General features: G+C 40.1%; 20 protein-coding genes. 9 read left to right on the top strand and 11 right to left on the bottom strand.

Annotated features, from left to right (window positions below; translation table 11 throughout):
• Positions 1 to 126: 126 nt before the first annotated feature.
• From argH to ACN076_RS01880, 6 genes are all read right to left on the bottom strand, one after another.
• Entirely contained in the window at positions 127 to 1,521 is a 1,395-nt protein-coding gene (gene argH / locus ACN076_RS01905; protein WP_101786460.1) for an argininosuccinate lyase, read from the bottom strand.
• Between the two features lie 28 nt (positions 1,522 to 1,549).
• Positions 1,550 to 2,746, bottom strand: coding sequence for an argininosuccinate synthase (locus tag ACN076_RS01900; RefSeq protein ID WP_420790046.1), 1,197 nt, complete (start codon positions 2,744 to 2,746; stop codon positions 1,550 to 1,552).
• A 16-nt stretch (positions 2,747 to 2,762) separates the two neighbouring features.
• Complete coding sequence (locus tag ACN076_RS01895; RefSeq protein ID WP_420790045.1) at positions 2,763 to 3,569, bottom strand: ABC transporter substrate-binding protein; 807 nt, start codon at positions 3,567 to 3,569, stop codon at positions 2,763 to 2,765.
• Positions 3,570 to 3,775: 206 nt separating this feature from the next.
• Positions 3,776 to 4,417: an ABC transporter ATP-binding protein gene (locus ACN076_RS01890; protein ID WP_000571038.1), complete on the bottom strand. Its 642-nt coding sequence runs from the start codon at positions 4,415 to 4,417 to the stop codon at positions 3,776 to 3,778.
• Positions 4,414 to 6,522, bottom strand: a complete 2,109-nt coding sequence (locus tag ACN076_RS01885) for a bacteriocin-associated integral membrane family protein (RefSeq protein WP_420790044.1) — start codon at positions 6,520 to 6,522, stop codon at positions 4,414 to 4,416. Before ACN076_RS01885 ends, ACN076_RS01890 begins: the two co-directional genes overlap by 4 nt.
• 285 nt (positions 6,523 to 6,807) lie before the next feature.
• Positions 6,808 to 7,395, bottom strand: a complete 588-nt coding sequence (locus tag ACN076_RS01880; protein WP_153192714.1) for a hypothetical protein — start codon at positions 7,393 to 7,395, stop codon at positions 6,808 to 6,810.
• Positions 7,396 to 7,717: 322 nt separating this feature from the next.
• On the opposite strand from ACN076_RS01880, the gene ACN076_RS01875 reads away from it, so the two are divergent.
• Positions 7,718 to 8,581 carry a helix-turn-helix domain-containing protein gene (locus ACN076_RS01875; RefSeq protein WP_101776626.1) on the top strand — a complete coding sequence of 288 codons (864 nt, stop codon included), beginning with the start codon at positions 7,718 to 7,720 and terminating at the stop codon, positions 8,579 to 8,581.
• A gap of 51 nt (positions 8,582 to 8,632) precedes the next feature.
• Here the strand turns inward: ACN076_RS01875 and ACN076_RS01870 are convergent, their stop codons facing one another.
• Positions 8,633 to 9,253: a LysM peptidoglycan-binding domain-containing protein gene (locus ACN076_RS01870; RefSeq protein WP_101776627.1), complete on the bottom strand. Its 621-nt coding sequence runs from the start codon at positions 9,251 to 9,253 to the stop codon at positions 8,633 to 8,635.
• A 241-nt stretch (positions 9,254 to 9,494) separates the two neighbouring features.
• On the opposite strand from ACN076_RS01870, the gene sdaAB reads away from it, so the two are divergent.
• From sdaAB to ACN076_RS01855, 3 genes are read left to right on the top strand one after another with little or no spacing between them, the layout of a single operon-like run.
• A complete protein-coding gene (sdaAB, locus tag ACN076_RS01865) occupies positions 9,495 to 10,166 on the top strand; it encodes an L-serine ammonia-lyase, iron-sulfur-dependent subunit beta (RefSeq protein WP_000838912.1) in 672 nt (223 codons plus the stop codon).
• An 8-nt stretch (positions 10,167 to 10,174) separates the two neighbouring features.
• Positions 10,175 to 11,047, top strand: a complete 873-nt coding sequence (sdaAA, locus tag ACN076_RS01860; protein WP_000500052.1) for an L-serine ammonia-lyase, iron-sulfur-dependent, subunit alpha — start codon at positions 10,175 to 10,177, stop codon at positions 11,045 to 11,047.
• A gap of 21 nt (positions 11,048 to 11,068) precedes the next feature.
• Entirely contained in the window at positions 11,069 to 11,701 is a 633-nt protein-coding gene (locus ACN076_RS01855; RefSeq protein ID WP_420790043.1) for an HAD family hydrolase, read from the top strand.
• Positions 11,702 to 11,814: 113 nt separating this feature from the next.
• Here ACN076_RS01855 and ACN076_RS01850 read toward each other — a convergent pair whose 3' ends face one another.
• Positions 11,815 to 13,665: a nucleoside-diphosphate sugar epimerase/dehydratase gene (locus ACN076_RS01850; protein ID WP_153192717.1), complete on the bottom strand. Its 1,851-nt coding sequence runs from the start codon at positions 13,663 to 13,665 to the stop codon at positions 11,815 to 11,817.
• 67 nt (positions 13,666 to 13,732) lie between these two features.
• On the bottom strand, positions 13,733 to 14,770 hold the full coding sequence (locus ACN076_RS01845; protein ID WP_371491479.1) for a glycosyltransferase family 2 protein: 1,038 nt from the start codon (positions 14,768 to 14,770) through the stop codon (positions 13,733 to 13,735).
• Between the two features lie 150 nt (positions 14,771 to 14,920).
• On the opposite strand from ACN076_RS01845, the gene ACN076_RS01840 reads away from it, so the two are divergent.
• From ACN076_RS01840 to ACN076_RS01820, 5 genes are all read left to right on the top strand, one after another.
• Positions 14,921 to 16,087, top strand: a complete 1,167-nt coding sequence (locus tag ACN076_RS01840; RefSeq protein WP_261024626.1) for a CynX/NimT family MFS transporter — start codon at positions 14,921 to 14,923, stop codon at positions 16,085 to 16,087.
• 138 nt (positions 16,088 to 16,225) lie between these two features.
• Complete coding sequence (locus tag ACN076_RS01835) at positions 16,226 to 16,552, top strand: PadR family transcriptional regulator (protein ID WP_100104776.1); 327 nt, start codon at positions 16,226 to 16,228, stop codon at positions 16,550 to 16,552.
• Positions 16,539 to 17,132 carry a DUF1700 domain-containing protein gene (locus ACN076_RS01830; protein ID WP_024057314.1) on the top strand — a complete coding sequence of 198 codons (594 nt, stop codon included), beginning with the start codon at positions 16,539 to 16,541 and terminating at the stop codon, positions 17,130 to 17,132. Before ACN076_RS01835 ends, ACN076_RS01830 begins: the two co-directional genes overlap by 14 nt.
• The gene (locus ACN076_RS01825) at positions 17,125 to 18,036 is read left to right on the top strand and encodes a DUF4097 family beta strand repeat-containing protein (RefSeq protein ID WP_420790042.1); all 912 of its coding nucleotides are present in this window, start codon (positions 17,125 to 17,127) and stop codon (positions 18,034 to 18,036) included. Before ACN076_RS01830 ends, ACN076_RS01825 begins: the two co-directional genes overlap by 8 nt.
• Positions 18,037 to 18,093: 57 nt before the next feature.
• Entirely contained in the window at positions 18,094 to 19,158 is a 1,065-nt protein-coding gene (locus tag ACN076_RS01820; protein WP_420790041.1) for a DUF6574 domain-containing protein, read from the top strand.
• A gap of 177 nt (positions 19,159 to 19,335) precedes the next feature.
• Here the strand turns inward: ACN076_RS01820 and ACN076_RS01815 are convergent, their stop codons facing one another.
• Together ACN076_RS01815 and ACN076_RS01810 are read right to left on the bottom strand one after the other, a co-directional pair.
• Positions 19,336 to 20,196 (bottom strand): DUF4299 family protein, encoded by an 861-nt coding sequence (locus ACN076_RS01815; protein WP_420790040.1) that lies wholly within the window; start codon positions 20,194 to 20,196, stop codon positions 19,336 to 19,338.
• Between the two features lie 226 nt (positions 20,197 to 20,422).
• Entirely contained in the window at positions 20,423 to 21,409 is a 987-nt protein-coding gene (locus ACN076_RS01810) for a rhodanese-related sulfurtransferase (protein WP_420790039.1), read from the bottom strand.
• Positions 21,410 to 21,468: the final 59 nt, after the last annotated feature.

Genomic DNA, 21,468 nt, shown 5'->3' with positions numbered 1-21,468 from the left:
CGATTGAAGGTCGTGTGTGCTTCACGATTGAAGGTCGCTTGAGCAGTATTCATTATAACATGCTTGGTTGGAGAAGACAAGAAAGAGGCTGTCAATCGACCAACCTCTTATTCTGAACCTATCAATCTAGCACTTTCTAGCTTCATTCGCTTTCTTAGCAACTGCAATCTGGTATTTCACTTGGTCAAATCCTGTACCTCCCAAAGAATTTCGTCTTTGAACAGCAGTTTTAGGTTGCAAGTAGACATAGATATCCTCGGCAATGAGGGAATGATAGGTTTGCAATTCCTCCAAAGTCCAATCTTGAATATTTTTAGCAGACTTGATAGAGTCTAGCACTAATCTTCCCACAACCTCATGAGCTTCTCTAAATGGCAAGCCTTTCCCTGCCAAATAATCTGCCAACTCAGTTGCATTTGAAAAGTCCTTCTCTGTAGACTCTTGCATTTTTTCTTTGTTCACCTGCAAGCTGGATAACATACCTGCCAACACATCAAGGGAATTTAAAATCGTTTCAACCGTATCAAACATTCCTTCCTTATCCTCTTGCAAATCCTTATTATAAGCTAAAGGCAAGGACTTCATGACTGTCAACAGTCCAAACAGATTCCCATAAACTCTACCAGTCTTTCCTCGAATCAACTCAGCCATATCTGGATTTTTCTTTTGGGGCATAATAGAGGAACCTGTTGTAAACGTATCTGACAAGGTAATGAATTGGTACTCAAAACTACACCAATTGATCATTTCTTCACAAAAACGGCTCATATGCATCATGAGTATGCTGGCATTAGACAGAAATTCTAAGATAAAATCGCGGTCACTAACAGCATCCAAAGAATTTGTATAAGGTTGCTTAAACTCTAACAAATCGCTAGACAATTGGCGATCAATGGGGAAAGTCGTCCCTGCCAAAGCTGCCGCACCTAGAGGGCATAGGTCTGTATGCTTCTGGTTAAATTCAAAACGTTCACTGTCTCTCTGAAACATATTGTAGTAAGCCATCAGGTGGTGGGCAAAACTAATAGGCTGAGCATGTTGCAGATGGGTATAGCCCGGCATGATTGTCTCCACATGATTTTCCGCCAAGTCTAATAAAACACCCTTGAGATGAGCCAGTTTATCTAGGACATGGCCTAGTTGCTCCTTGAGATATAAGTGCATATCTGTCGCAACTTGGTCATTTCGAGAACGAGCTGTATGTAACTTCCCTGCAAGGGGACCAATTTTTTCTGTCAGCAATACTTCCATATTCATGTGAATATCTTCGTTTGCGATATCAAAGTCAAGTTGGCCTGCCTCTAGCTCTTCTAAAAGCTCTTTCAAACCTTCTTGAATCTTTTCTGACTCATTCAAACTCAAAATACCCGTCTGACCCAACATCTGAACGTGGGCCAAAGAACCAATCAAGTCAAATTTAGCTAATTTCTGGTCAAAAGATATACTCGCACCAAAGCGCTCTACCCAGTCTTCGACAGTACCTTCAAAGCGACCACCCCATAATTTTGTATTCTTAGCCATATCACATCCACCTCTCTAGTCAATCGTCCTATTTGGCGCTTTTTTGAACCTCAGAATGAACCTTGGTTGGAAGTCCCCACAACTTAATAAAGCCAACAGCCGCATCTTGGTCAAAGGTATCTGCACTGGTATACGTCGCCAAATTTTCATCATAAAGTGAATTTGGTGATTTCCGAGCCACGACCTGAGCGCTCCCCTTATAGAATTTAACTTTTGCAGTCCCATTGACAACTTTTTGAGTCTCTTTAATATAAGCAATCAAGGCTTGTGTAGCTGGACTAAACCACAAAGCATTATAAATGAGATTTGATAATTCATTTTCTATAATTGGTTTAAAATGAGCCACTTCTCTCACAAGCGTCAAGTCCTCAATTTCCTTATGAGCTGTCAGCAAGGTCACTGCCCCTGGACACTCATAGATTTCTCTTGATTTAATCCCAACCAAACGATTTTCCACGTGGTCAATCCGTCCAACCCCATGTTTTCCAGCTATTTCATTGAGTTTTTGAATCAAATCCGCCAATTTTAGCCCTTCTCCATTGAGGGAAACTGGAACACCTTCACTAAACTCAATATCAATGTATTCTGGCATATCTGGAGCTTGCTCTGGAGAAGTTGTGATGCCAAAGGCTTCTTCTGGAGCCTGATTCCATGGATTTTCCAAAATACCACACTCATTGGCACGTCCCCAAAGATTTTGGTCAACAGAGTAGGGATTGTCAAGGTCAGCAGGAACAGGTACCCCATTTTCCTTGGCATAATGAATTTCTTCCTCCCGAGACCATTTCCATTCACGAACTGGCGCAATCACTTTTAAATTGGGATCCAAGGCTGCAATGGATACTTCAAAACGTACTTGGTCATTCCCCTTACCTGTACAACCATGAGCAATTGTAGTCGCTCCTGTCTGATGTGCAATTTCAACCAATTTTTTAGAAATAAGAGGGCGGCTCAAGGCAGATACCAAGGGGTATTTTTGTTCATAGTAGGCATGTGACTGGAGAGCCACTAGCACATAATCTGTAGCAAACTCGTCCTTAACATCAATGACATAAGATTCGACTGCTCCAACCTTGAGAGCCTTATCATGGATGAAATCTAAGTCTTTCCCTTCACCCACATCCATACAAACTGCAACAACATCATAGTCTTTCTTTAGCCAGGTAATCGCAACTGATGTGTCTAAACCGCCAGAATAGGCCAAAATTACTTTTTCTTTACTCATGTTCTTTTCCTTCTTTCTATTTTTCAATGGATGCTTTGAAGGCATCCTCAATGAGTTTGTCTAATTCCCCAGACTCCTTCAACTTTTGAATGGTTTTATCGACTGCCTCTTTCAATTCCTTGCTATCTTTTTTCATAGCGACCGCGTAGGAATCATCTTGCTCTTTTTCAAAATTGAGGTCTGCGATTGCTAAATCAGGATTATTTTCCACAAATCCCTTGGCAACTGGTTCTTCAAAGATAACAGCATCCACTTGTCCTGATTTTAAATCTGTAATTAAATTCCCATTTTTAGGCAGAGATACGAGGGAAGAATTTTGAAGCAAATCTTTCGCCATCGTCTCTTGAATCGAACCTTTCTGCGCTCCAACCTTTTTCTGCGCCAAGTCGTTTACAGACTGATAAGTAGGCAAGTCAGATTTTTTGACAATTACCTTATTTTTTGAAGTATAGTAGGGAGTTGAAAAATCGAATACCTTGCTCCGTTCATCTGTCTTAGAAACACCAGATATGGCAAGATCGGCTTTTCCTGATTGAACACTAGCCAGTACATTGTCAAAACTCATGGGAGATAGTTCCAATTCGACACCTAGTTCTGTTGCGATAGCCTTGGCTAATTCGATATCTGAACCCACAATCTGATTTTTCCCATCAACCACTTTTTGGTATTCAAATGGAGCAAAATCTGGATTGAGGGCTACAACCAATTTTCCTTTGGACTTGATAGCTTCAATTCCAGCCGATTGATTGTTACTACAAGCAAATAGTAGGGGGAGCATCACTAAACCAAACATCGTCATCAACACCTTCTTCATCTTATTCATAACAAAGCCTCCTTTATGTTTATTCTTTTTGGTTGTATAAATAATACTCCTATGCTCATCATTTGTCAAGTCTAAATTGAAAAAATTTTCAATTCGAAACAAAAAAACCTAGAAATACTACATAAAAATGTCATTCCTAGGCGTATTTATGCTATTTCTCTCTAAAAAACATGAGTATTCAGCCAATCAAAAGAAGCCGAACGAACTCATTTCCCCTCGCCCAATTCAATGATCCGATGACATTGTTGGGCTACATAAGCATCGTGGGTCACAATAATAACTGTTTTCCCCTCGCGATTCATCTCTAAGAGAAACTTCAAGACCAAATCTCTATTTTCAGGATCCAGCGAACCTGTAGGTTCATCGGCTAAAATCAGCTGGCTAGGTTTTAAGATGGCTCTAGCAACTGCAATTCGTTGTTGCTCCCCACCAGACAACTCGGAGACCTTTTGATGCAAAGTAGCTGACAAACCTACTCTCTCTAAAATCTCTTCCACCTTTTTGAGCTTGTCTTTCTTAGACAATTTTACATATTTCAGCGCCAGCATGAGATTGTACTCGACCGTTTCATCATCAATCAGGGCAAAATTTTGAAACAGATAAGAGATATGTTCACGGATTATTGTTTGTGACTTAGCAGAATTGACTGCTAGATTTGTCTGGCCAAAAATCTCATACCGTCCGCTATAATCACCATCTATCAAACCTAATAAATTTAACAAGGTCGACTTACCACTACCACTCTTACCAACAATGGCTACCAAATCCCCCTGATCAATCCTGAGAGATAAGTTATCCAAAATCACTTTTCCCCCAATGGTTTTGGTAATATTTTCCAACTCAATCATAAGATGCCCCCTTTCAATAATTCTACTAGACTTCTTTTCTCCATCGTAGAAGCCAAGCCTAGCACAAATAGTATATCCAAACATGTAAAGCCTGCAAACAGTAGAAGTGGCAAGAGCGCATGGGCAAAGAAAATCAAGACTAGAAGAGGCAGACTATAGCCCAGCAAGAGCAGAACTAAGAGAGGACGGTAGCGATCGACCAGTTTCCACCCCATAAACTTCTTGGTAATGATATCTGTTCGCTTCAATAAGAAAGTTGTTACTAGTAAGAAGTAGGAAATCATCATGCTAAGGAGACCAAACAAAGCAAAGAGTATATTAAGATTTCGAACTGCATCTCGATAAGAATCTACTTTCTCTTGTTGAATGGCTTGAATCGATGAAAATTTTAAATAATTCCCATCTGACAATTTCTCAACTAACTCTGTAATCTCTTTTTGATGTTGAACCGTATTTTCAATTTTAATCGGATTATTTAAGCCAGTTGTTGACAGGGAGGCTTTCTCATCCCACATCATATCAGAATCATTGACCAAGCTAATAATTGGATTGGAGAGATTTTCCTTTCGCTTATCACTATATGGGAAAAATGACCAATCTCCTTCATAATAGGCAATCTCGACATCCATATCTTCTATTGTTTTCTTTTGCTGATCTTCATACCTCATAGAAAGATAGGCTATGGATTTTCCCAAGAACTGATTCTTGCCTTCTTGTCCTTTATCACTGGCTGGCATCAAAATAACTTTTTTAGTGCCGGTATCTGGTAACTTGAATCCCTTGCTCTTTAGAAAATTGCTATTAGCATAGTAAACATCTACCTTATCAGGCAGTTGGTAGTTCTGCACTTGTTCTGCTTTGATGACTGGTTTGATAGGAAGACTCGTACTTCGCACATAGTTTACTTGTGTTTTTGCTAGCAAGTCTTGATAAAATTGGTAGAAATAATCTGTAGATTTCCCTGAACCTGCTAGCTCTTCTTGCCACAGGTTATCATTGAGTTTGAAGGTTTCTAAGGTCAGGTAATTTCCTTGGCTTACCCACTGTTGTTGATAAGCAAGTTCTTTGTTTTCTTGTTCTAAACTTCTGCCCACCCCAATCAGTAAGGCCGTCAGTAAAATAGTTGTCCCTATTTTCATCACATAATTGAAGATAAGACCAAGTTTGACAGATGAAAAACCTTTCAACATGGAGCTGACTGTCATTTTCTGAATCATCAGGTAGGTCAGCCAACTGATGAACAAATACAACTGTAAAAGCAGAAATTGGGATAAGAGTAAACTTGGGAACAGAAGTTTTGGTCTGTAGTCCAGCACTAAAAATAGTCCCAAGTCAATGATAAGACTTCCACCCAAGAGAAGATAAAAATTAGTCTTTACAAAACCAGCTAAAATCGCCCTGCTTTGGAAACCAAGTAACTTTTGAACCCCCACTCGTTTCATCTCCATCATCGGCTGATAAACTGTCATTAAAATCACAAGCAAGATTGCCAAGATAAAGATAATGATAGATAGTAACAACTCTTGATTTAGCACTCCAACCTGACTTCGGTAAGTGGGTTCTAATAAAATCGTCTTATCTATCTGGAAAAAATCACTCCACTTTTGTAGAATGGTATCGCGATCTATCTCTTTGCTGGAGGTAATCATGTAGCGCCCATTTACAGTATGGGATTTATCCTCAATATAGGATTGGAAGGTCTGGAGTCGAATGAGTTTCACCTTTAAAAAGGTGGGAATGGTTCCTAGATTATTGGGAAGATCCTGGTTGCTGTAGACCCCCTTCTCATTCTTTGAAAAATCAAGAGAAGTCAGACCGAACTCCTGATAGGGGAAGGTTTCCTTATCAAAAACACCAGCCTTGACGGCTTCATCTCCATTATCTACTTTGATAATAGAGACCTTGTCTTGATTTGCAACCTCTTCAAAAAACTGGAGAATCGTTTCTGTCGGTTTAGTGACATCTTTCAAGTACAAGTCAAATGAATAAGTTGTCTTGCCCATCTCCTGAATCCGCACTATTTCACGTGTAACATTTACATTCAGGACAAAAAACGTAGTACACAGCAAGAGCAGGAGCATACAAAGATGACTGATTTTTTTCATAGAGATACCTCCCGTGAAGAGACGAAAGCGAGATAGGTGCAGGTACTTTTTATTTTTTGCTAGACCTTAAGTAGGTGTAAATAAATCCTGCACTTATAGCCAGAGTTGTCCACCATTTAAAATCAATATGCAAAAGTGAAAAGATTATAAAACTGATGATTAGCGAGGCTAAAATATAAACAATGATTAAAATTTTATTTTTCATAGGAATTGCCTTTCTGAATGAATTCTAGTGTTTACAGCTCATTTGTAAAGTTTACAATAAGCCACTAGGGCAATTGTCAATCAGAATGTCCGTTTATCTGTCAATAATCCGAGAAAATCTTGTCGTTTCAAGTCAGAGAAATGTTTGGTAGAAAGACTTCCTTTTTGAAGTCCATCATTTCTAACCTGCAAATAATAGCTATGTTGGCTTGTTTTAATTGTCAAAAAATCGCCAAATATAAAAACTCTTTTCCAGTTGCGAATCTCAAATTCTTTCATCTCTGATTTTGGAATGCGGATAAGTCCTTGTCGCAAATCACGATGGTGCTCACTTGTGAAAGTCATCCCATTCCCAAGATTTCTTATCAGTAGTTCATCTGGAGTCACCATCACCAGCGCTATTTTAGTTAAGAAAATTTCAACTGTTGGTGGTAAAATCGCCAAATTAAACCAAGGATGTAGGTAGCGATACGCTAAGAAATACTGAGGCTCCTCACCCAATCCTAGTTGTTTATATAAGGCCTTGACCTCACTATCTAACCTCGCTTCAAAAGACACATCCGAATGCGCTTCTTCCTTCTTCTGATTAAAATAACGCATCCAGACTAGGAAACCTATGAAGACTATAATAAATATTCCTGATAAGAGATATTTTAAATTGTAGTTCATCACTTAACCTCCTGATTCACTACTCTACCTAAAGCAGAGGCCTATCTATTTTGAAAATAGTTCCATAACAACTTTAAATAAGACGGGTGTCATTAAAATTAGGATAATTCCTATCACAAATATCATGACTACTCGAAAAAGTTCCTTATTTTTAAACATTTTTCCACCCCTTTTCTAGCTACATCATAGTACTCATTAACCCCATATTAAAATTACACCAAACTTATTTTAGCTTTCTTTTTTACTTTTTATATTACTATGATACAATATTTTTAATAGGATTTTATTCTTTGTTAACTTTTTTCACGAAAAGGAGAAAATCATGCGTTATGATTTCGGAAATATCTATAAAGAAATACGTGAGTCAAAAGGCTTGACTCAAGAAGAGGTCTGTGGAAATGTCCTCTCAAGAACTAGCCTATCAAAGATTGAAAGTGGTAAGACAACTCCTAAATATGAAAATATGGATTTTCTTCTCCGACAGATTAATATGAGTTTTGAAGAGTTTGACTATATCTGCCACCTCTATCAACCGAGCCAACGAACAGAAATCATGCAAACCTATCTCAATATGAGCTCAATCCTAGGGACTAGTGAACTCGAAAAACTATTTCAAAAATGCCAAGACTATCTCAAAACCCACCACGACCTGCCCATAGAAGAAATCAGAGATATGTTGGAAATTGTCATTCATATCCGTCAACATGGTACAGAGCAACTGTCAAACCAAGTGAAACAGACTGTCAAAAAACTTTGGGAAAAAATTGAAAAACAAGATACATGGTATGAAAATGACCTAAAAATCCTCAATACCATCCTTTTCAGCTTTCCCATTGATCACCTCCATCTCATTACTGGAAAAATCTTGCAACGCTTGGAAGTCTATAAAAACTACCAACATTTATATGACTTACGAATGGCAATCCTACTCAATCTGTCCACCATTTACTTATACCATCAAGACAAAAACATGTGTCAACAAATCTGCTATACTTTACTAGAGGATGCCAAGAAAAAGAAGCACTACGATAGACTTGCTATCTGCTATGTCCGTATTGGGATTTGTAGGGATGATGCTAGACTTATCCAAAAAGGGTTCTCCCTTCTGGAGCTGACCGAGGAAACTTCTATGCTGTCCTACCTCAAAAAAGAAGTAGAGATCTATTCTCAACCGAAGGAAATATAAAAAAGTCGAGGGATTTCCTCGACCTTTTCATATTATTCTGTTCGTTAGTTCTTAATACCAGCCATTGTTAAGCCAGAAGTTTTTAGCAGCAGTCCATGAACCGTAACGTCCTGCAACGTAGGCATCTGCTACACGTTCTTGGTTTTCAGCTGAGTAGTCACCGTTCAAGTATGAATCTGTCAATTGGTAGCGTCCAATGTAACGTCCGTTTGTAGCTGTGTAGCTACCACCTGATTCTTTTTGAGCGATCCATTCTTTAGCTTCTGCTTCAGATCCGCTTACAGTTGAAGCAACTGTTTCTTCTGCTACTGTTTCACTTACTACTGGAGTTTCTTCCTCTACCTCTGTAGTTTCTGCCACTGTGGCTGAAACAGTTTCGTCTTGGGCAGCTGGAGCTTCATAAGTCGTTGAAGCTGTGGCTACTGGCGCTGCTGGACCGTCGATAACCAACTCTTGACCAACATAAATCAAATGAATGTTATCAATGTGGTTGTTTTCTGCCAATTTCTCAACAGTTGTGTTGTGAGTTTCAGCGATTTCTGAAAGTGTATCACCTTCTTTAACAGTGTAAGTTGATGATTCTTGAGCAGATACAAATGATGGAGCAAATACTGCAAACAAGGCAGCTACTCCTGCAAGAGTTGTTTTAATCTTTTTAGTTGTTGATTTCATATTTGAAAATTCTCCTTCTTTCTATAGTTCTATCATACCCTTTAAATATTACCGTTTCTTGACACTTTTATGTAGAAATATTACAAAATTATTTTTTATTTCCCTAAATAATGTGTTTTTTGTCATAAAAGATACTATTTTTATGCTATTTGAGGTATTAGAAAGGTTTTCATCCACAATTAAAGTCAAGACCTTTATTCTTTGATATAATAGAGATAAGAATTTTTATAAGGGGAAACTGATGAAATCACTTCGTTTTCAATCTGTCTTTGATATCATCGGACCAGTTATGATTGGCCCATCTAGTAGCCATACCGCTGGTGCTGTTCGTATTGGGAAGATTGTCTCTTCCATTTTTGATGATACTCCGACAGAAGTCGAATTCCAACTTTTTAACTCATTTGCCAAGACCTATCGTGGTCACGGGACAGACCTAGCCCTTGTTGCAGGTATTTTAGGCATGGATACAGATGATCCTGAAATCCCAAATAGTCTGGAGATTGCCCACAAGCGTGGCATCAAGATTGTCTGGACCATTCAGAAAGACAGCAATGCCCCCCACCCAAACACCACTAAAATTACCGTCAAAAATGCCCACAAGACCATCAGCGTAACTGGTATTTCTATCGGTGGAGGGAATATTCAGGTCACCGAACTCAATGGCTTTGCCGTCTCTCTCAATATGAATACACCGACTATCATCATTGTTCATCAAGATATTCCAGGTATGATTGCCCTCGTAACAGAAGCCCTTTCACGCTATGGTATCAATATCGCCCAGATGAATGTCACTCGTGAAAAAGCTGGTGAAAAAGCCATTATGATTATCGAAGTTGACAGTCGCAACTGTGATGAGGCCATCGAAGAAATTCGAAAAATCCCTCATCTCCACAATGTCAATTTCTTTAAATAGGAGGAAGCATGTTTTATTCTATCAAAGAATTGGTCGAGCAGGCAGAACTGGACTTTCAAGGAAATGTCGCAGAACTCATGATTACAACAGAGTTTGAATTGACTGGTCGCGAACGTGAAGAAGTCCTCCTTCTCATGGAACGCAATCTGGAAGTCATGAAAGCCTCTGTCCAACTTGGCCTCAATGAAAATAAATCTCGTAGTGGCCTGACAGGTGGAGATGCTGCCAAATTGGATCACTACATCAAAAACGGAAAAACTCTATCAGATTACACGATTCTCTCTGCTGCCCGAAATGCCATCGCAGTCAATGAACACAATGCTAAAATGGGCTTGGTTTGTGCCACTCCGACCGCAGGAAGTGCTGGCTGTCTGCCCTCCGTTCTAACAGCTGCTATTGAAAAATTAGACCTCAGCCACGAGCAACAGCTGGATTTCCTCTTTGCTGCCGGTGCCTTTGGACTAGTCATCGCAAACAATGCCTCTATCTCAGGTGCTGAAGGTGGCTGTCAGGCTGAGGTTGGTTCGGCCTCTGCTATGAGCGCTGCCGCCTTGACTCTGGCTGCAGGTGGGACACCCTACCAAGCCAGTCAAGCTATTGCCTTTGTCATTAAAAATATGCTAGGTCTCATCTGTGACCCTGTTGCCGGCTTGGTCGAAGTTCCCTGTGTCAAGCGCAATGCTATGGGAGCTAGTTTTGCCTTCATCGCAGCAGACATGGCCTTGGCAGGTATCGAATCTAAAATCCCTGTGGATGAAGTTATCGATGCCATGTATCAAGTAGGAGCAAGCATGCCAACTGCCTTTCGTGAAACGGCTGAAGGTGGACTCGCTGCCACACCTACTGGTCGTCGCCTCCAAAAAGAAATTTTCGGAGAATAAGTTTATCAAAGAGGAGAAACTATGACCTCTATCTCAGCTATCTTTTTCGATCTGGACGGAACCCTCGTTGATAGTTCTATCGGGATTCACAATGCCTTTACCCATACCTTTAAGGAGCTCGGGGTGCCTAGCCCTGATGCCAAAACTATTCGTGGTTTTATGGGACCGCCTCTTGAAAGTAGTTTTGCGACCTGCCTGCCTAAAGAACAAATTTCTGAGGCCGTCCAGATATACCGTTCTTACTATAATGAGAAAGGCATCCATGAAGCTCAACTCTTTCCTCAGATTGTAGACTTGCTTGAGAAGTTATCGAGCAATTATCCTCTTTATATCACCACTACAAAGAATACTCCAACCGCTCAAGACATGACTAAAAACTTGGGAATCTATCATTTCTTTGATGGCATTTATGGTTCCAGCCCTGAAGCACCCCATAAGGCAGATGTCATTCGCCAAGCCTTGCAGACACATCAACTAGCACCGGAACAAGCCATCATCATCGGAGATACCAAGTTTGATATGCTTGGAGCTCAAGAAACAGGCATTCAGAAATTGGCCGTCACTTGGGGATTTGGAGAGCAAGCAGATTTACTAGACTATCAACCTGATTATATCGCTCACAAACCCTTAGAAGTTTTGGAGTATTTTCAATAACATAGACTGGGCGACAACTCTATTTCAGAAGAAAATGAAGTAAGTCTCTACATAACAAAACGCATATTACCAAGGTTCATTTGTACTGACCTGATAATATGCGTTTTTCTTTTTTATTCAACGTGGGTGGTTTGATTAGCAAAGGCGATAATAGCCTGCTTCAACTCATCTCCGCTGAGAGTGCGGAATTCTTCAATCTTTTTATCGATAGCTTCTAGAGGCATAACATTAACCTTACCAACGAAAATCTTATCCATAACCTGATTATCAACTAATTCGGTCGAAACCAAGAGTTCTTCGTAAAGTTTTTCACCTGGACGGATTCCAACTTCAACGATTGGAATTTCGCTTTCGGTGTGTCCACTTAGAAGGACCATTTTCTTGGCCAAATCATAAATCTTGACTGGTTTGCCCATATCAAGGATAAAGACTTCCCCATCCTTGGCATAAGCACCAGCATGGATAACCAAACGGCTAGCTTCTGGAATGGTCATGAAGTAACGGGTCATGCGGAAGTCTGTCACCGTTACAGGCCCACCTTCAGCAATCTGACGTTCAAAGACTGGAATGACACTACCACGGCTACCAAGAACATTCCCAAACCGAACTGCACAATAGGTCGATTGGCTACGTTGGTTAAAGCCAGTGACAATCAACTCAGCCACGCGCTTGGTTGCTCCCATAACATTTGGTGGATTAACTGCCTTATCTGTCGAAATCATAACCATCTTAGGTACTTTGGCTTCATCAACAGCCTTAGCAACGTTGTAAGTTCCACGAATATTGTTTTTGAAGGCTTCTTTTGGATTGCGCTCCATCATAGGAACGTGCTTGTGGGCAGCCGCATGATAAACAATAGCTGGCTTGTACTGCTCAAAGACTTGCAACAAACGGTCATAGTCTTGAATATCGGCAATAACTGGTACATAATCAATCCCTTGGAACTTACGAATCAATTCATGATAAACAAGGTAAATTGAGTTTTCCCCATGACCGAGCAAGACAATGCGTTCAGGATTGAAACGGCTAACTTGGCGACAGATTTCAGAACCGATTGAACCACCAGCACCTGTAACCAAGATTGTCTTACCTGTCAGTTCTGCGCCCAGACGCGATTCGTCAAGACGAATTTCCTGACGGCCCAAAAGGTCTGTGATATCAATTTTTTGGAAGCCAGTAGCTGCTTGGTGAAGTCCCTGAACAACTGTTTCAACTTTAGGCATCTTGTAACATTTGACACCCAGCTTATTACACATCTGCAAGATACGCTCATATTCTGACGGGTCAAGCGACGGAATCGCAACGATAACACGCTCGATTTGATGGCGTTTGGCTAATTCAGGCAATTCATCATATGAACCCAAAACAGGAATCCCACCAAGTTTTTGTCCCTTTTTCTTAGCATCCTTATCCAAAATACCGACAAGTTCTAATTCACTAGTTGGATGTTGGTAACTATCCATAAAGAGAGCCCCACCATCACCAGCACCAATCAAGAAGGTCCGACGGTGTTCTCCATCACCACTTCCTTTTTTGCGTCTAGAGTAGATTAACTGCCAAGTAATCCGTGGCAATAAAATCAAGAAGGTACTAAACAAGATAAAGAGAATGATGAAACGGATTGAAAAAAGTGGCAAGAAGGCATAGCAGATACTATATGACAAGATGCTGCTCGCAGTCACACCAAAAAAGATTTTCAGAAAGTCCGTAATCTTGCTGTAACGACTAATACTAGCGTTTAATCCCCAAAATCCAATCATCAATTGATAGAACAGGAAGGCCAGACTCGTATAGATAATGTAGTCAACAGGTGCTGGATTAATCAGCCCATAAAATAAAATATAAGATACAATGATGGAAACCACCATACTCAAAATATCAAATATTCCCCAGAAAACCTGCTTTTGTTGTTTATTTAAAATTTCCACCAGATCAATCACATAATCTGTTAGTTTTTTATTCATAGAAATTTACTCCTCCTTAAAAGAGTTTTACTATATTGTTATTGTAGCATATTTTAATTTATTTGGCTTATTTTTCCAAATAAATTACTGTTCCCTTGTACTCTTTCTTCCATTTAAATCCTCTAATTAAACCTACAATCGTCCCAAGGCCATAAGCAAAGTGAATGGAAAATAAAAGAAAGGGCATCACAATTAGAAATCCATTTTTATGTTTTAATAAAGTCAGCAAAGTGAGTAATGACAAAAGTAGAAAATAAGCACCTAATAGTAAAGTTATGAATACGAATGTGATCGGTAACAATGCTAGACTAAACACAAGACTCAAAACAAATAAACAAGGAACATAGTGAAATAATGATAAACACTTAGGCTGAACATGACTTGTCAAGCCAATCCACAAACCATTTGAATACTTTTGATGCAGCATTTTCTTGAATGTTGGTCGAATATACTGATAAGATAGAATACTTGGGCTATAGCGGATTTTATAACCATGTTCTCGAATTCTATAATGAATATCATTATCTTCAGTTCGGCCAAGTTGCTCATTTACTAAACCAACCTTCTGGAAAACCTCTCGTTTATACATCCCATGAAAAATAGAAGAAACATATCTATCCTCGGAACTATTTCGATAATTGGCAATGCTACTGCCAAACATATTTTCCTCAACAAGATGCAAGGTCTCTGCCCATTTTCCCTTTCCTTCAACAATCGTCGGTCTAGGTCCCCCACAGACAGATTCACCTTGTTGAATAACAGCCACATTATTCATTACAAAACTCTCAGTAACTTTTGAATGAGCATCAATTTTTAAAATAAGGTCCCCTACAGAATGTTTAACTCCCAGGTTAAAACCACTAGCTTGATTTTTCTTAGGATTGTTATACAATCTAATTGAGTTAAACTCTGTGTCTTCTTTTATAAATTGCTGAATGATGGCTGTTGTCCCATCTGTAGACATAGCATTTATAAATAGAATTTCAATATTTTCTTTAGGATAGGTTTGATTTTTTAAGTCCTCAATTAGACCAGGCAGATATTTTTCTTCATTGTATGCACTGATTACAATGGATACGAGAAGACTTTCAACATTTTGAGTCACTACTACTCTCCTGAATTTTTCCTTCCACTATTTTATCATAATTTTCAAGACTTTCCTATTTTTATCTTGAAAGCCAGAAACCTTACTTGACATTATAGGGAAAAAGCCTTAAAATAAGCTGTTATTAAAATCAGCTAGAAGAGGTATTATATGAAAAAGCAATCACTCTTTTTTGTTCCAGGTATTATCCTGATTGGTGTTTCCTTGCGGACTCCATTTACTGTTTTACCCATTATTTTGGGAGATATTTCGCAAGGTCTGGGGGTAGAAGTTAGTTCACTTGGTGTCTTGACCAGCCTTCCCCTCCTCATGTTTACTCTCTTCTCGCTCTTTTCTACCCGATTGGCTCAGAAAATTGGCTTGGAGCATCTCTTCACCTACAGCCTCTTCTTCTTGACCATCGGTTCTCTCATTCGACTAATCAATCTGCCCCTGCTCTATCTAGGAACCTTGATGGTTGGGGCAAGTATCGCAGTCATCAATGTTCTGCTTCCTAGTCTTATCCAAGCCAATCAACCAAAGAAGATTGGTTTTCTGACCACCTTATATGTAACTTCTATGGGGATTGCGACGGCTCTGGCTTCCTATCTAGCCGTGCCCATTACACAAGCCAGTTCTTGGAAAGGGCTTATCATCCTCCTCACCCTGCTCTGCCTAGCAACTTTTTTGGTCTGGCTGCCTAATCACCGCTATAATCACAGACTGGCTCCACAAACCAAACAAAAAAGCAAAACAAAGGTCATGCATAATAAACAGGTCTGGGCAGTGATTGTCTTTGCAGGTTTTCAATCCTTGCTCTTTTACACCGCTATGACTTGGCTACCTACCATGGCCATCCATGCAGGTCTATCCAGTCACGAAGCTGGCTTGCTGACTTCTATCTTCTCTCTGATTAGCATTCCTTTTTCAATGACTATCCCAAGCCTAACAACCAGCTTATCTACTCGCAACCGTCAGCTCATGCTCACTTTGGTTTCACTCGCTGGTGTGGTCGGCATTTCCATGCTCTTCTTCCCAATCGGTAATTTCTTTTACTGGCTTGCCATCCATCTCCTCATCGGAACCGCAACCAGCGCCCTCTTCCCTTATCTCATGGTCAACTTTTCACTCAAGACAAGCGCCCCTGAAAAGACAGCTCAATTGTCTGGTTTGTCTCAAACAGGAGGCTATATCCTAGCAGCCTTTGGGCCAACCCTCTTTGGTTACAGTTTTGACCTGTTCCACTCTTGGGTACCAGCTGTAGCTGCGCTCTTACTCGTCGATATCCTGATGACTGTGGCCCTCTTTACAGTGGACAGAGCCGATAAAATTCTCTAAACTTCTAGTTTTGGCTAGAAGTTTTTTATATATAAAAATTTTACACATTTCTCTTGACAGGGCTTTCTTTTAGATGTACAATGTATGTGTAGAAAAATTATATATAAAAATCTTACACATTAGAAAAGGAGGTTTCCCATGTACTTTCCAACATCCTCTGCCTTGATTGAATTTCTCATCTTGGCCGTACTGGAAAAAGGGGATTCTTATGGTTATGAGATTAGCCAAACCATTAAGCTCATCGCTAATATCAAAGAATCCACACTCTATCCCATTCTCAAAAAATTGGAAGGCAATAGCTTTCTGACAACCTATTCTAGAGAGTTCCAAGGTCGCATGCGCAAATACTACTCCTTGACAAATGGTGGTATAGAACAGCTCGTGACCCTAAAAGATGAATGGACACTCTATACAGACACCATCAATGGCATCATAGAAGGGAGTATCCGCCATGACAAGAACTGAATACCTGACTCAGCTAGAACTTTATCTTAAAAAACTGCCTCAGGCTGACCAAATTGAAGCCATGGACTATTTCAGGGAACTCTTTGACGATGCTGGAGTCGAAGGAGAGGAAGAACTCATCGCTAGCTTAGGAACTCCTAAGGAAGCAGCTCACGAAGTCCTCTCTAATCTTCTCGATAAAAAAATCAATGAGGCACCCGCTCAAAAAAATAACCGACAAATTTTGCATATCGCCTTGTTAGCCCTCCTTGCAGCACCCATCGGTATTCCTCTGGGAATCGCCATCCTCGTGTCCCTGTTCGCAATCCTTGTGGCAGCCTTAACTGTCATTCTAGCTTTCTTTGCGGTTTCCATACTTGGTATCATCGGCGGATTCCTATTTTTAGTTGAAAGTTTCACTGTTCTCGCCCAAGCCAAATCAGCCTTTATCTTGATTTTTGGTGCTGGTTTACTAGCTATCGGTGCTTCTTCACTAGTCTTACTAGGTATTTCCTATGTAGCCCGCTTCTTCGGTCTACTCATTGTTCGCCTGGTGCAATTTGTTCTCAAAAAAGGAAAGAGAGGTGACCAGCATGCGTAAATTGACAAAAGGATTTCTCATTTTTGGTGTGGTGACTACCATTATCGGCTTTATCCTGCTCTTTGTAGGGATCCAATCTGACGGGATTAAGAGTCTGCTTGCCATGTCCAAGGAGCCTGTCTATGATAGTCGGATGGAAGAGTTGACCTTTGGCAAGGAAGTCGAAAACCTAGAGATTACTCTCCATCAACACGCGCTCACCATCACAGACTCTTTGGATGATCAAATCCACATTTCTTACCATCCATCACTCTCTGCTAACCATGATATTGTCACAAATCAAAACGATAAAACGCTGAGCCTAACGGATAAAAAACTGTCTGAAAGTCCATTGCTCTCTTCTGGAATTGGCGGGATTCTCCATATCGCAAGTAGCTACTCTAGTCGTTTTGGCGAAGTTATTCTCCGACTGCCAAAAGGGAGAACTCTAAAAGGGATCAACATCTCAGCCAATCGTGGACAAACCACCATCATAAATGCTAGCCTTGAAAATGCAACTCTCAATACAAATGGTTATCTCCTCCGAATTGAAGGAAGTCGTATCAAAAACAGTAAACTCACAACACCCAATATCGTCAATATCTTTGACACAGACCTTACAGATAGTCAGCTAGAGTCAACAAAAAATCACTTCTACGTTGACAATATTAAAGTATATGGTAAGGTAGAACTAACTTCTAAAAATGAACTCAGCATCACACTAACTCAAAAAGAAAGCCAAGAAATCAACTTAGACCTATCAAGTCACTATGGTCCTATTTATCAGTTATCAAGAGATGAGAGTCAACATCACCCAAACGAATTAAGCAACCCTTACAAAACTGAAAAAACCGATGTAAAAGGTCAACTCATAGCTAAGGCTGAAGATTATATTAGTCTTGAAACTACAGCTAACAGACCTTAATAAACCTATTTATATCGACCACTATGACACATAACCCACTAAAAAGGAGGTTCTACCATGAAACAAGAATGGTTTGAAAGTAATGATTTTGTAAAAACAACAAGCAAGAACAAGCCTGAAGAGCAAGCTCAAGAGGTTGCAGACAAGGCTGAAGAAACGATAGCCGATCTCGATACGCCAATTGAAAAAAATACTCAAGTAGAGGAGGAAGTCTCTCAAGCTGAAGTCGAACTGGAAAGCCAGCAAGAAGAGAAAATTGAAGCTCCTGAAGACAGTGAATCGATAACAGAAATAGAAGAAAAGAAGGCATTAGATTCTACTGAAGAAGGGCCAGATATTTCTAAAGAAACAGAAAAAGTCACTATAGCTGAAGAGAGTCAAGAAGCACTTCCTCAGCAAAAACCAACCACGAAAGAGCCCCTTCTTATCAGTCAATCCTTAGAAAGTCCCTATATCCCCGACCAAGCTCCAAAATCTACGGATAAATGGAAAGAGCAAGTGCTTGATTTTTGGTCTTGGCTAGTGGAAGCTCTCAAATCTCCTACAAGCAGTCTTGAAACAAGTAGCACACACAGTTATACAGCCTTCCTCTTGCTCATTCTGTTTTCTGCATCTTCCTTTTTCTTTAGTATCTACCATATCAAACATGCTTACTATGGACATATAGCAAATATGCATAATCACTTCCCTGAACAATTTGCTTCATTAAATCTCTTTTCGATTATCTCTATCCTAGTAGCAACAACACTCTTCTTCTTTTCATTCCTCTTGGGTAGTTTCGTCGTGAGACGATTTATCTACCAAGAAAAGGACTGGACGCTAGAAAAGGTTCTCCAACAATATAGTCAACTCTTAGCAATTCCAATCTTCCTCACTGCTATTGCTAGTTTCTTTGCCTTCTTTGACAGCCTACGATTTACAGCCCTCTTGTGTGTGATTAGCATTGGAATCATTCTACTTGCTAGCCTCCATATCATTACGAGACCTAGTCAATCAAGTGAAACCGACTCCTTCTATCAATTATTCTTGTCTGTCCTTGTGAACGGAGTGATCATCCTCCTCTTCTTTGTAGCTGAAGTCGCACTGATTGGGGATTACCTTCGTATCTTGGCCTTTCTTTAAACTTCATACTCTTCGAAAATCAAATTCAAATCACGTCAGCTTCGCCTTACCGTACTCAAGTACAGCCTGCGGCTAGCTTCCTAGTTTGCTCTTTGATTTTCATTAAGTAGCAATCCTGTCTTTCATGGCAGGATTTTTTCTATGTCAAAAAAGCAAGTCGATTGACCTGCTTCTGCTTTACTCTTCTTGTGCTAATGCTTTAAAATCTTTGTCTAAGATGGGTTGCACTTCTAATTGATTGGTGTCTAGTTGGTGGTAAGATACTGATGGTAGTGACCCTAGGAATTTTGCATAGTCCAAGCGAACGATAGCTTCATAGTCTTCTGGTTTAGAGCCATCTCCTGTGATTTGAACCAAGTCAATCTCCCACTGGACTTCCTTATCCACCAATTGCTCAACATAGGTTGCAGGTACAAATGGTTCTCTCGGTAAAACGGTCTTGACCCCTTGAGCCAGATGGTAAACACCGTGCACTTGGTCTTCTCCATCTTGATAGAAGGAAACTCTTGCAAAATAGGCATCTGTCTCTTGAACCGCACGTACACGTGCTTCAAACTGAGCCAAACCATCTGCCTCTAAAAAGCTTTTCAAGTCCTCATGACTAAAGAAAACAGGATTAAAAATTCCTTGGCAAATCGTAAAACGGGCTGCACTATCAGCCAGATGGGCTTGAATACTTGCTTGGAAATAAGCTTCAAAGTCAAAACCATCGAGCCCCTCAATCTCAGTTCCTGTGTAAGCAAGCAGAGCATCTAAAAATGACTTGATAATCTGCCAGTCTGTCTTCGTTAGTAGGTCAGGAAGATCGATACGGTAAGCCTTTTGACCATCAGCATAACTGACTTTAAAAAGAAATTGTGATTGCCCCACTATCGCACACTCGATATATTCGAGACGATTAAGAGGCTGACGGAGATAGACAGCATCATAGCTATGTGACTCCAAACCATCTACCAAGGCCAAGATAGACTTGGCAGTCAAAATTTCCTGTTCTCCTAAAATGCTCTGTTTATTTGGAATAAAAAATGTTTTCGTCATAACTGGACTCCTTTGAAATCGTTTACATATAGTATACCCTATTTTTCTGAAAGATACAAAAACAAACTTTATACTCTTCGAAAATCAAATTCAAACCGCGTCAGCTTCGCCTTGCCGTACTCAAGTACAGCCTGCGGCTAGCTTCCTAGTTTGCTCTTTGATTTTCATTGAGTATTAATTTTTGAGTAAAAAGCATAGAAAAACAGCCCCTAAGGACTGTTTAATCTTATACAGTAGCTGCTTGATCCAAGCTTTCACCGATAGCGGCTAGACGCTCGACAACTTCAGCTTGTGTCAATTCAATTTCTGAAACATAGCGGTTACGTGGGTGAACACGGCACTCGTGTGAGCATCCACGAAGGTACTTGTCTTCATTTTCTTCTGATGTCAAGATACGACGGTTACAGAATGGATTTCCACAGTTGACATAACGTTCACATGGTGTTCCATCAAACCAGTCTTTCCCTACGATGGTTGGGTTGACATGGTTAACATCTACGGCGATACGCTCGTCAAAGACATACATTTTCCCATCCCAAAGCTCACCTTGAACTTCTGGGTCTTTACCGTAAGTTGCGATTCCTCCGTGCAATTGGCCAACATCTTTGTAGCCTTCACGAACCATCCAACCTGAGAATTTCTCACAGCGAACGCCACCTGTACAGTAAACCACGACACGCTTATCCATGAATTTTTCCTTGTTATCACGAACCCATTGTGGCAACTCACGGAAGTTGCGGATGTCTGGGCGGATAGCTCCACGGAAATGTCCTAGGTCGTACTCATAGTCGTTACGTGTGTCAAGGACGACTGTATCTTCGTCAAGAAGAGCTTCTTTGAACTCTTTTGGAGACAAGTAAGCACCTGTTGTTTCAAGTGGGTTGATGTCGTTGTCAAAGTCGTTGTCTTCCAAACCAAGGTGGACAATTTCTTTCTTGTAGCGAACAAACATCTTCTTGAAAGCTTGTTCATTTTCTTCGTCAATCTTGAACCAGAGATTTTCCATACCTGGTAGGCTGTGAACGTAGTCCATGTATTTTTGAGTTGTTTCATAATCACCTGAAACTGTTCCGTTAATTCCCTCATCAGCGACTAGGATACGGCCTTTAAGACCGATTGATTTACAGAAAGCCAAGTGGTCTGCAGCAAATTGCTCTGCATTTTCAATTGGAGTATAAAGGTAGTAAAGTAAGACACGAATATCTTTTGCCATAAGATTTGTTCTCTTTTCTATTCTTAAATTTTCTAAATTTTTTATTTATCCATATTAGT

This window comes from Streptococcus sp. K0074, from assembly GCF_048843365.1.
In the GTDB taxonomy this organism is placed as follows: domain Bacteria; phylum Bacillota; class Bacilli; order Lactobacillales; family Streptococcaceae; genus Streptococcus; species Streptococcus mitis_BM.
This window is presented reverse-complemented; position numbering and strand designations above follow the sequence as displayed.

What these genes read in the sequence shown, in the direction of transcription:
- argH (WP_101786460.1), bottom strand. Translation starts at nt 1,521, where the DNA reads ATGGCTAAGAATACAAAATTATGGGGTGGTCGCTTTGAAGGTACTGTC.
- ACN076_RS01900 (WP_420790046.1), bottom strand. Translation starts at nt 2,746, where the DNA reads ATGAGTAAAGAAAAAGTAATTTTGGCCTATTCTGGCGGTTTAGACACA.
- ACN076_RS01895 (WP_420790045.1), bottom strand. Translation starts at nt 3,569, where the DNA reads ATGAATAAGATGAAGAAGGTGTTGATGACGATGTTTGGTTTAGTGATG.
- ACN076_RS01890 (WP_000571038.1), bottom strand. Translation starts at nt 4,417, where the DNA reads ATGATTGAGTTGGAAAATATTACCAAAACCATTGGGGGAAAAGTGATT.
- ACN076_RS01885 (WP_420790044.1), bottom strand. Translation starts at nt 6,522, where the DNA reads ATGAAAAAAATCAGTCATCTTTGTATGCTCCTGCTCTTGCTGTGTACT.
- ACN076_RS01880 (WP_153192714.1), bottom strand. Translation starts at nt 7,395, where the DNA reads ATGAACTACAATTTAAAATATCTCTTATCAGGAATATTTATTATAGTC.
- ACN076_RS01875 (WP_101776626.1), top strand. Translation starts at nt 7,718, where the DNA reads ATGCGTTATGATTTCGGAAATATCTATAAAGAAATACGTGAGTCAAAA.
- ACN076_RS01870 (WP_101776627.1), bottom strand. Translation starts at nt 9,253, where the DNA reads ATGAAATCAACAACTAAAAAGATTAAAACAACTCTTGCAGGAGTAGCT.
- sdaAB (WP_000838912.1), top strand. Translation starts at nt 9,495, where the DNA reads ATGAAATCACTTCGTTTTCAATCTGTCTTTGATATCATCGGACCAGTT.
- sdaAA (WP_000500052.1), top strand. Translation starts at nt 10,175, where the DNA reads ATGTTTTATTCTATCAAAGAATTGGTCGAGCAGGCAGAACTGGACTTT.
- ACN076_RS01855 (WP_420790043.1), top strand. Translation starts at nt 11,069, where the DNA reads ATGACCTCTATCTCAGCTATCTTTTTCGATCTGGACGGAACCCTCGTT.
- ACN076_RS01850 (WP_153192717.1), bottom strand. Translation starts at nt 13,665, where the DNA reads ATGAATAAAAAACTAACAGATTATGTGATTGATCTGGTGGAAATTTTA.
- ACN076_RS01840 (WP_261024626.1), top strand. Translation starts at nt 14,921, where the DNA reads ATGAAAAAGCAATCACTCTTTTTTGTTCCAGGTATTATCCTGATTGGT.
- ACN076_RS01835 (WP_100104776.1), top strand. Translation starts at nt 16,226, where the DNA reads ATGTACTTTCCAACATCCTCTGCCTTGATTGAATTTCTCATCTTGGCC.
- ACN076_RS01830 (WP_024057314.1), top strand. Translation starts at nt 16,539, where the DNA reads ATGACAAGAACTGAATACCTGACTCAGCTAGAACTTTATCTTAAAAAA.
- ACN076_RS01825 (WP_420790042.1), top strand. Translation starts at nt 17,125, where the DNA reads ATGCGTAAATTGACAAAAGGATTTCTCATTTTTGGTGTGGTGACTACC.
- ACN076_RS01820 (WP_420790041.1), top strand. Translation starts at nt 18,094, where the DNA reads ATGAAACAAGAATGGTTTGAAAGTAATGATTTTGTAAAAACAACAAGC.
- ACN076_RS01815 (WP_420790040.1), bottom strand. Translation starts at nt 20,196, where the DNA reads ATGACGAAAACATTTTTTATTCCAAATAAACAGAGCATTTTAGGAGAA.
- ACN076_RS01810 (WP_420790039.1), bottom strand. Translation starts at nt 21,409, where the DNA reads ATGGCAAAAGATATTCGTGTCTTACTTTACTACCTTTATACTCCAATT.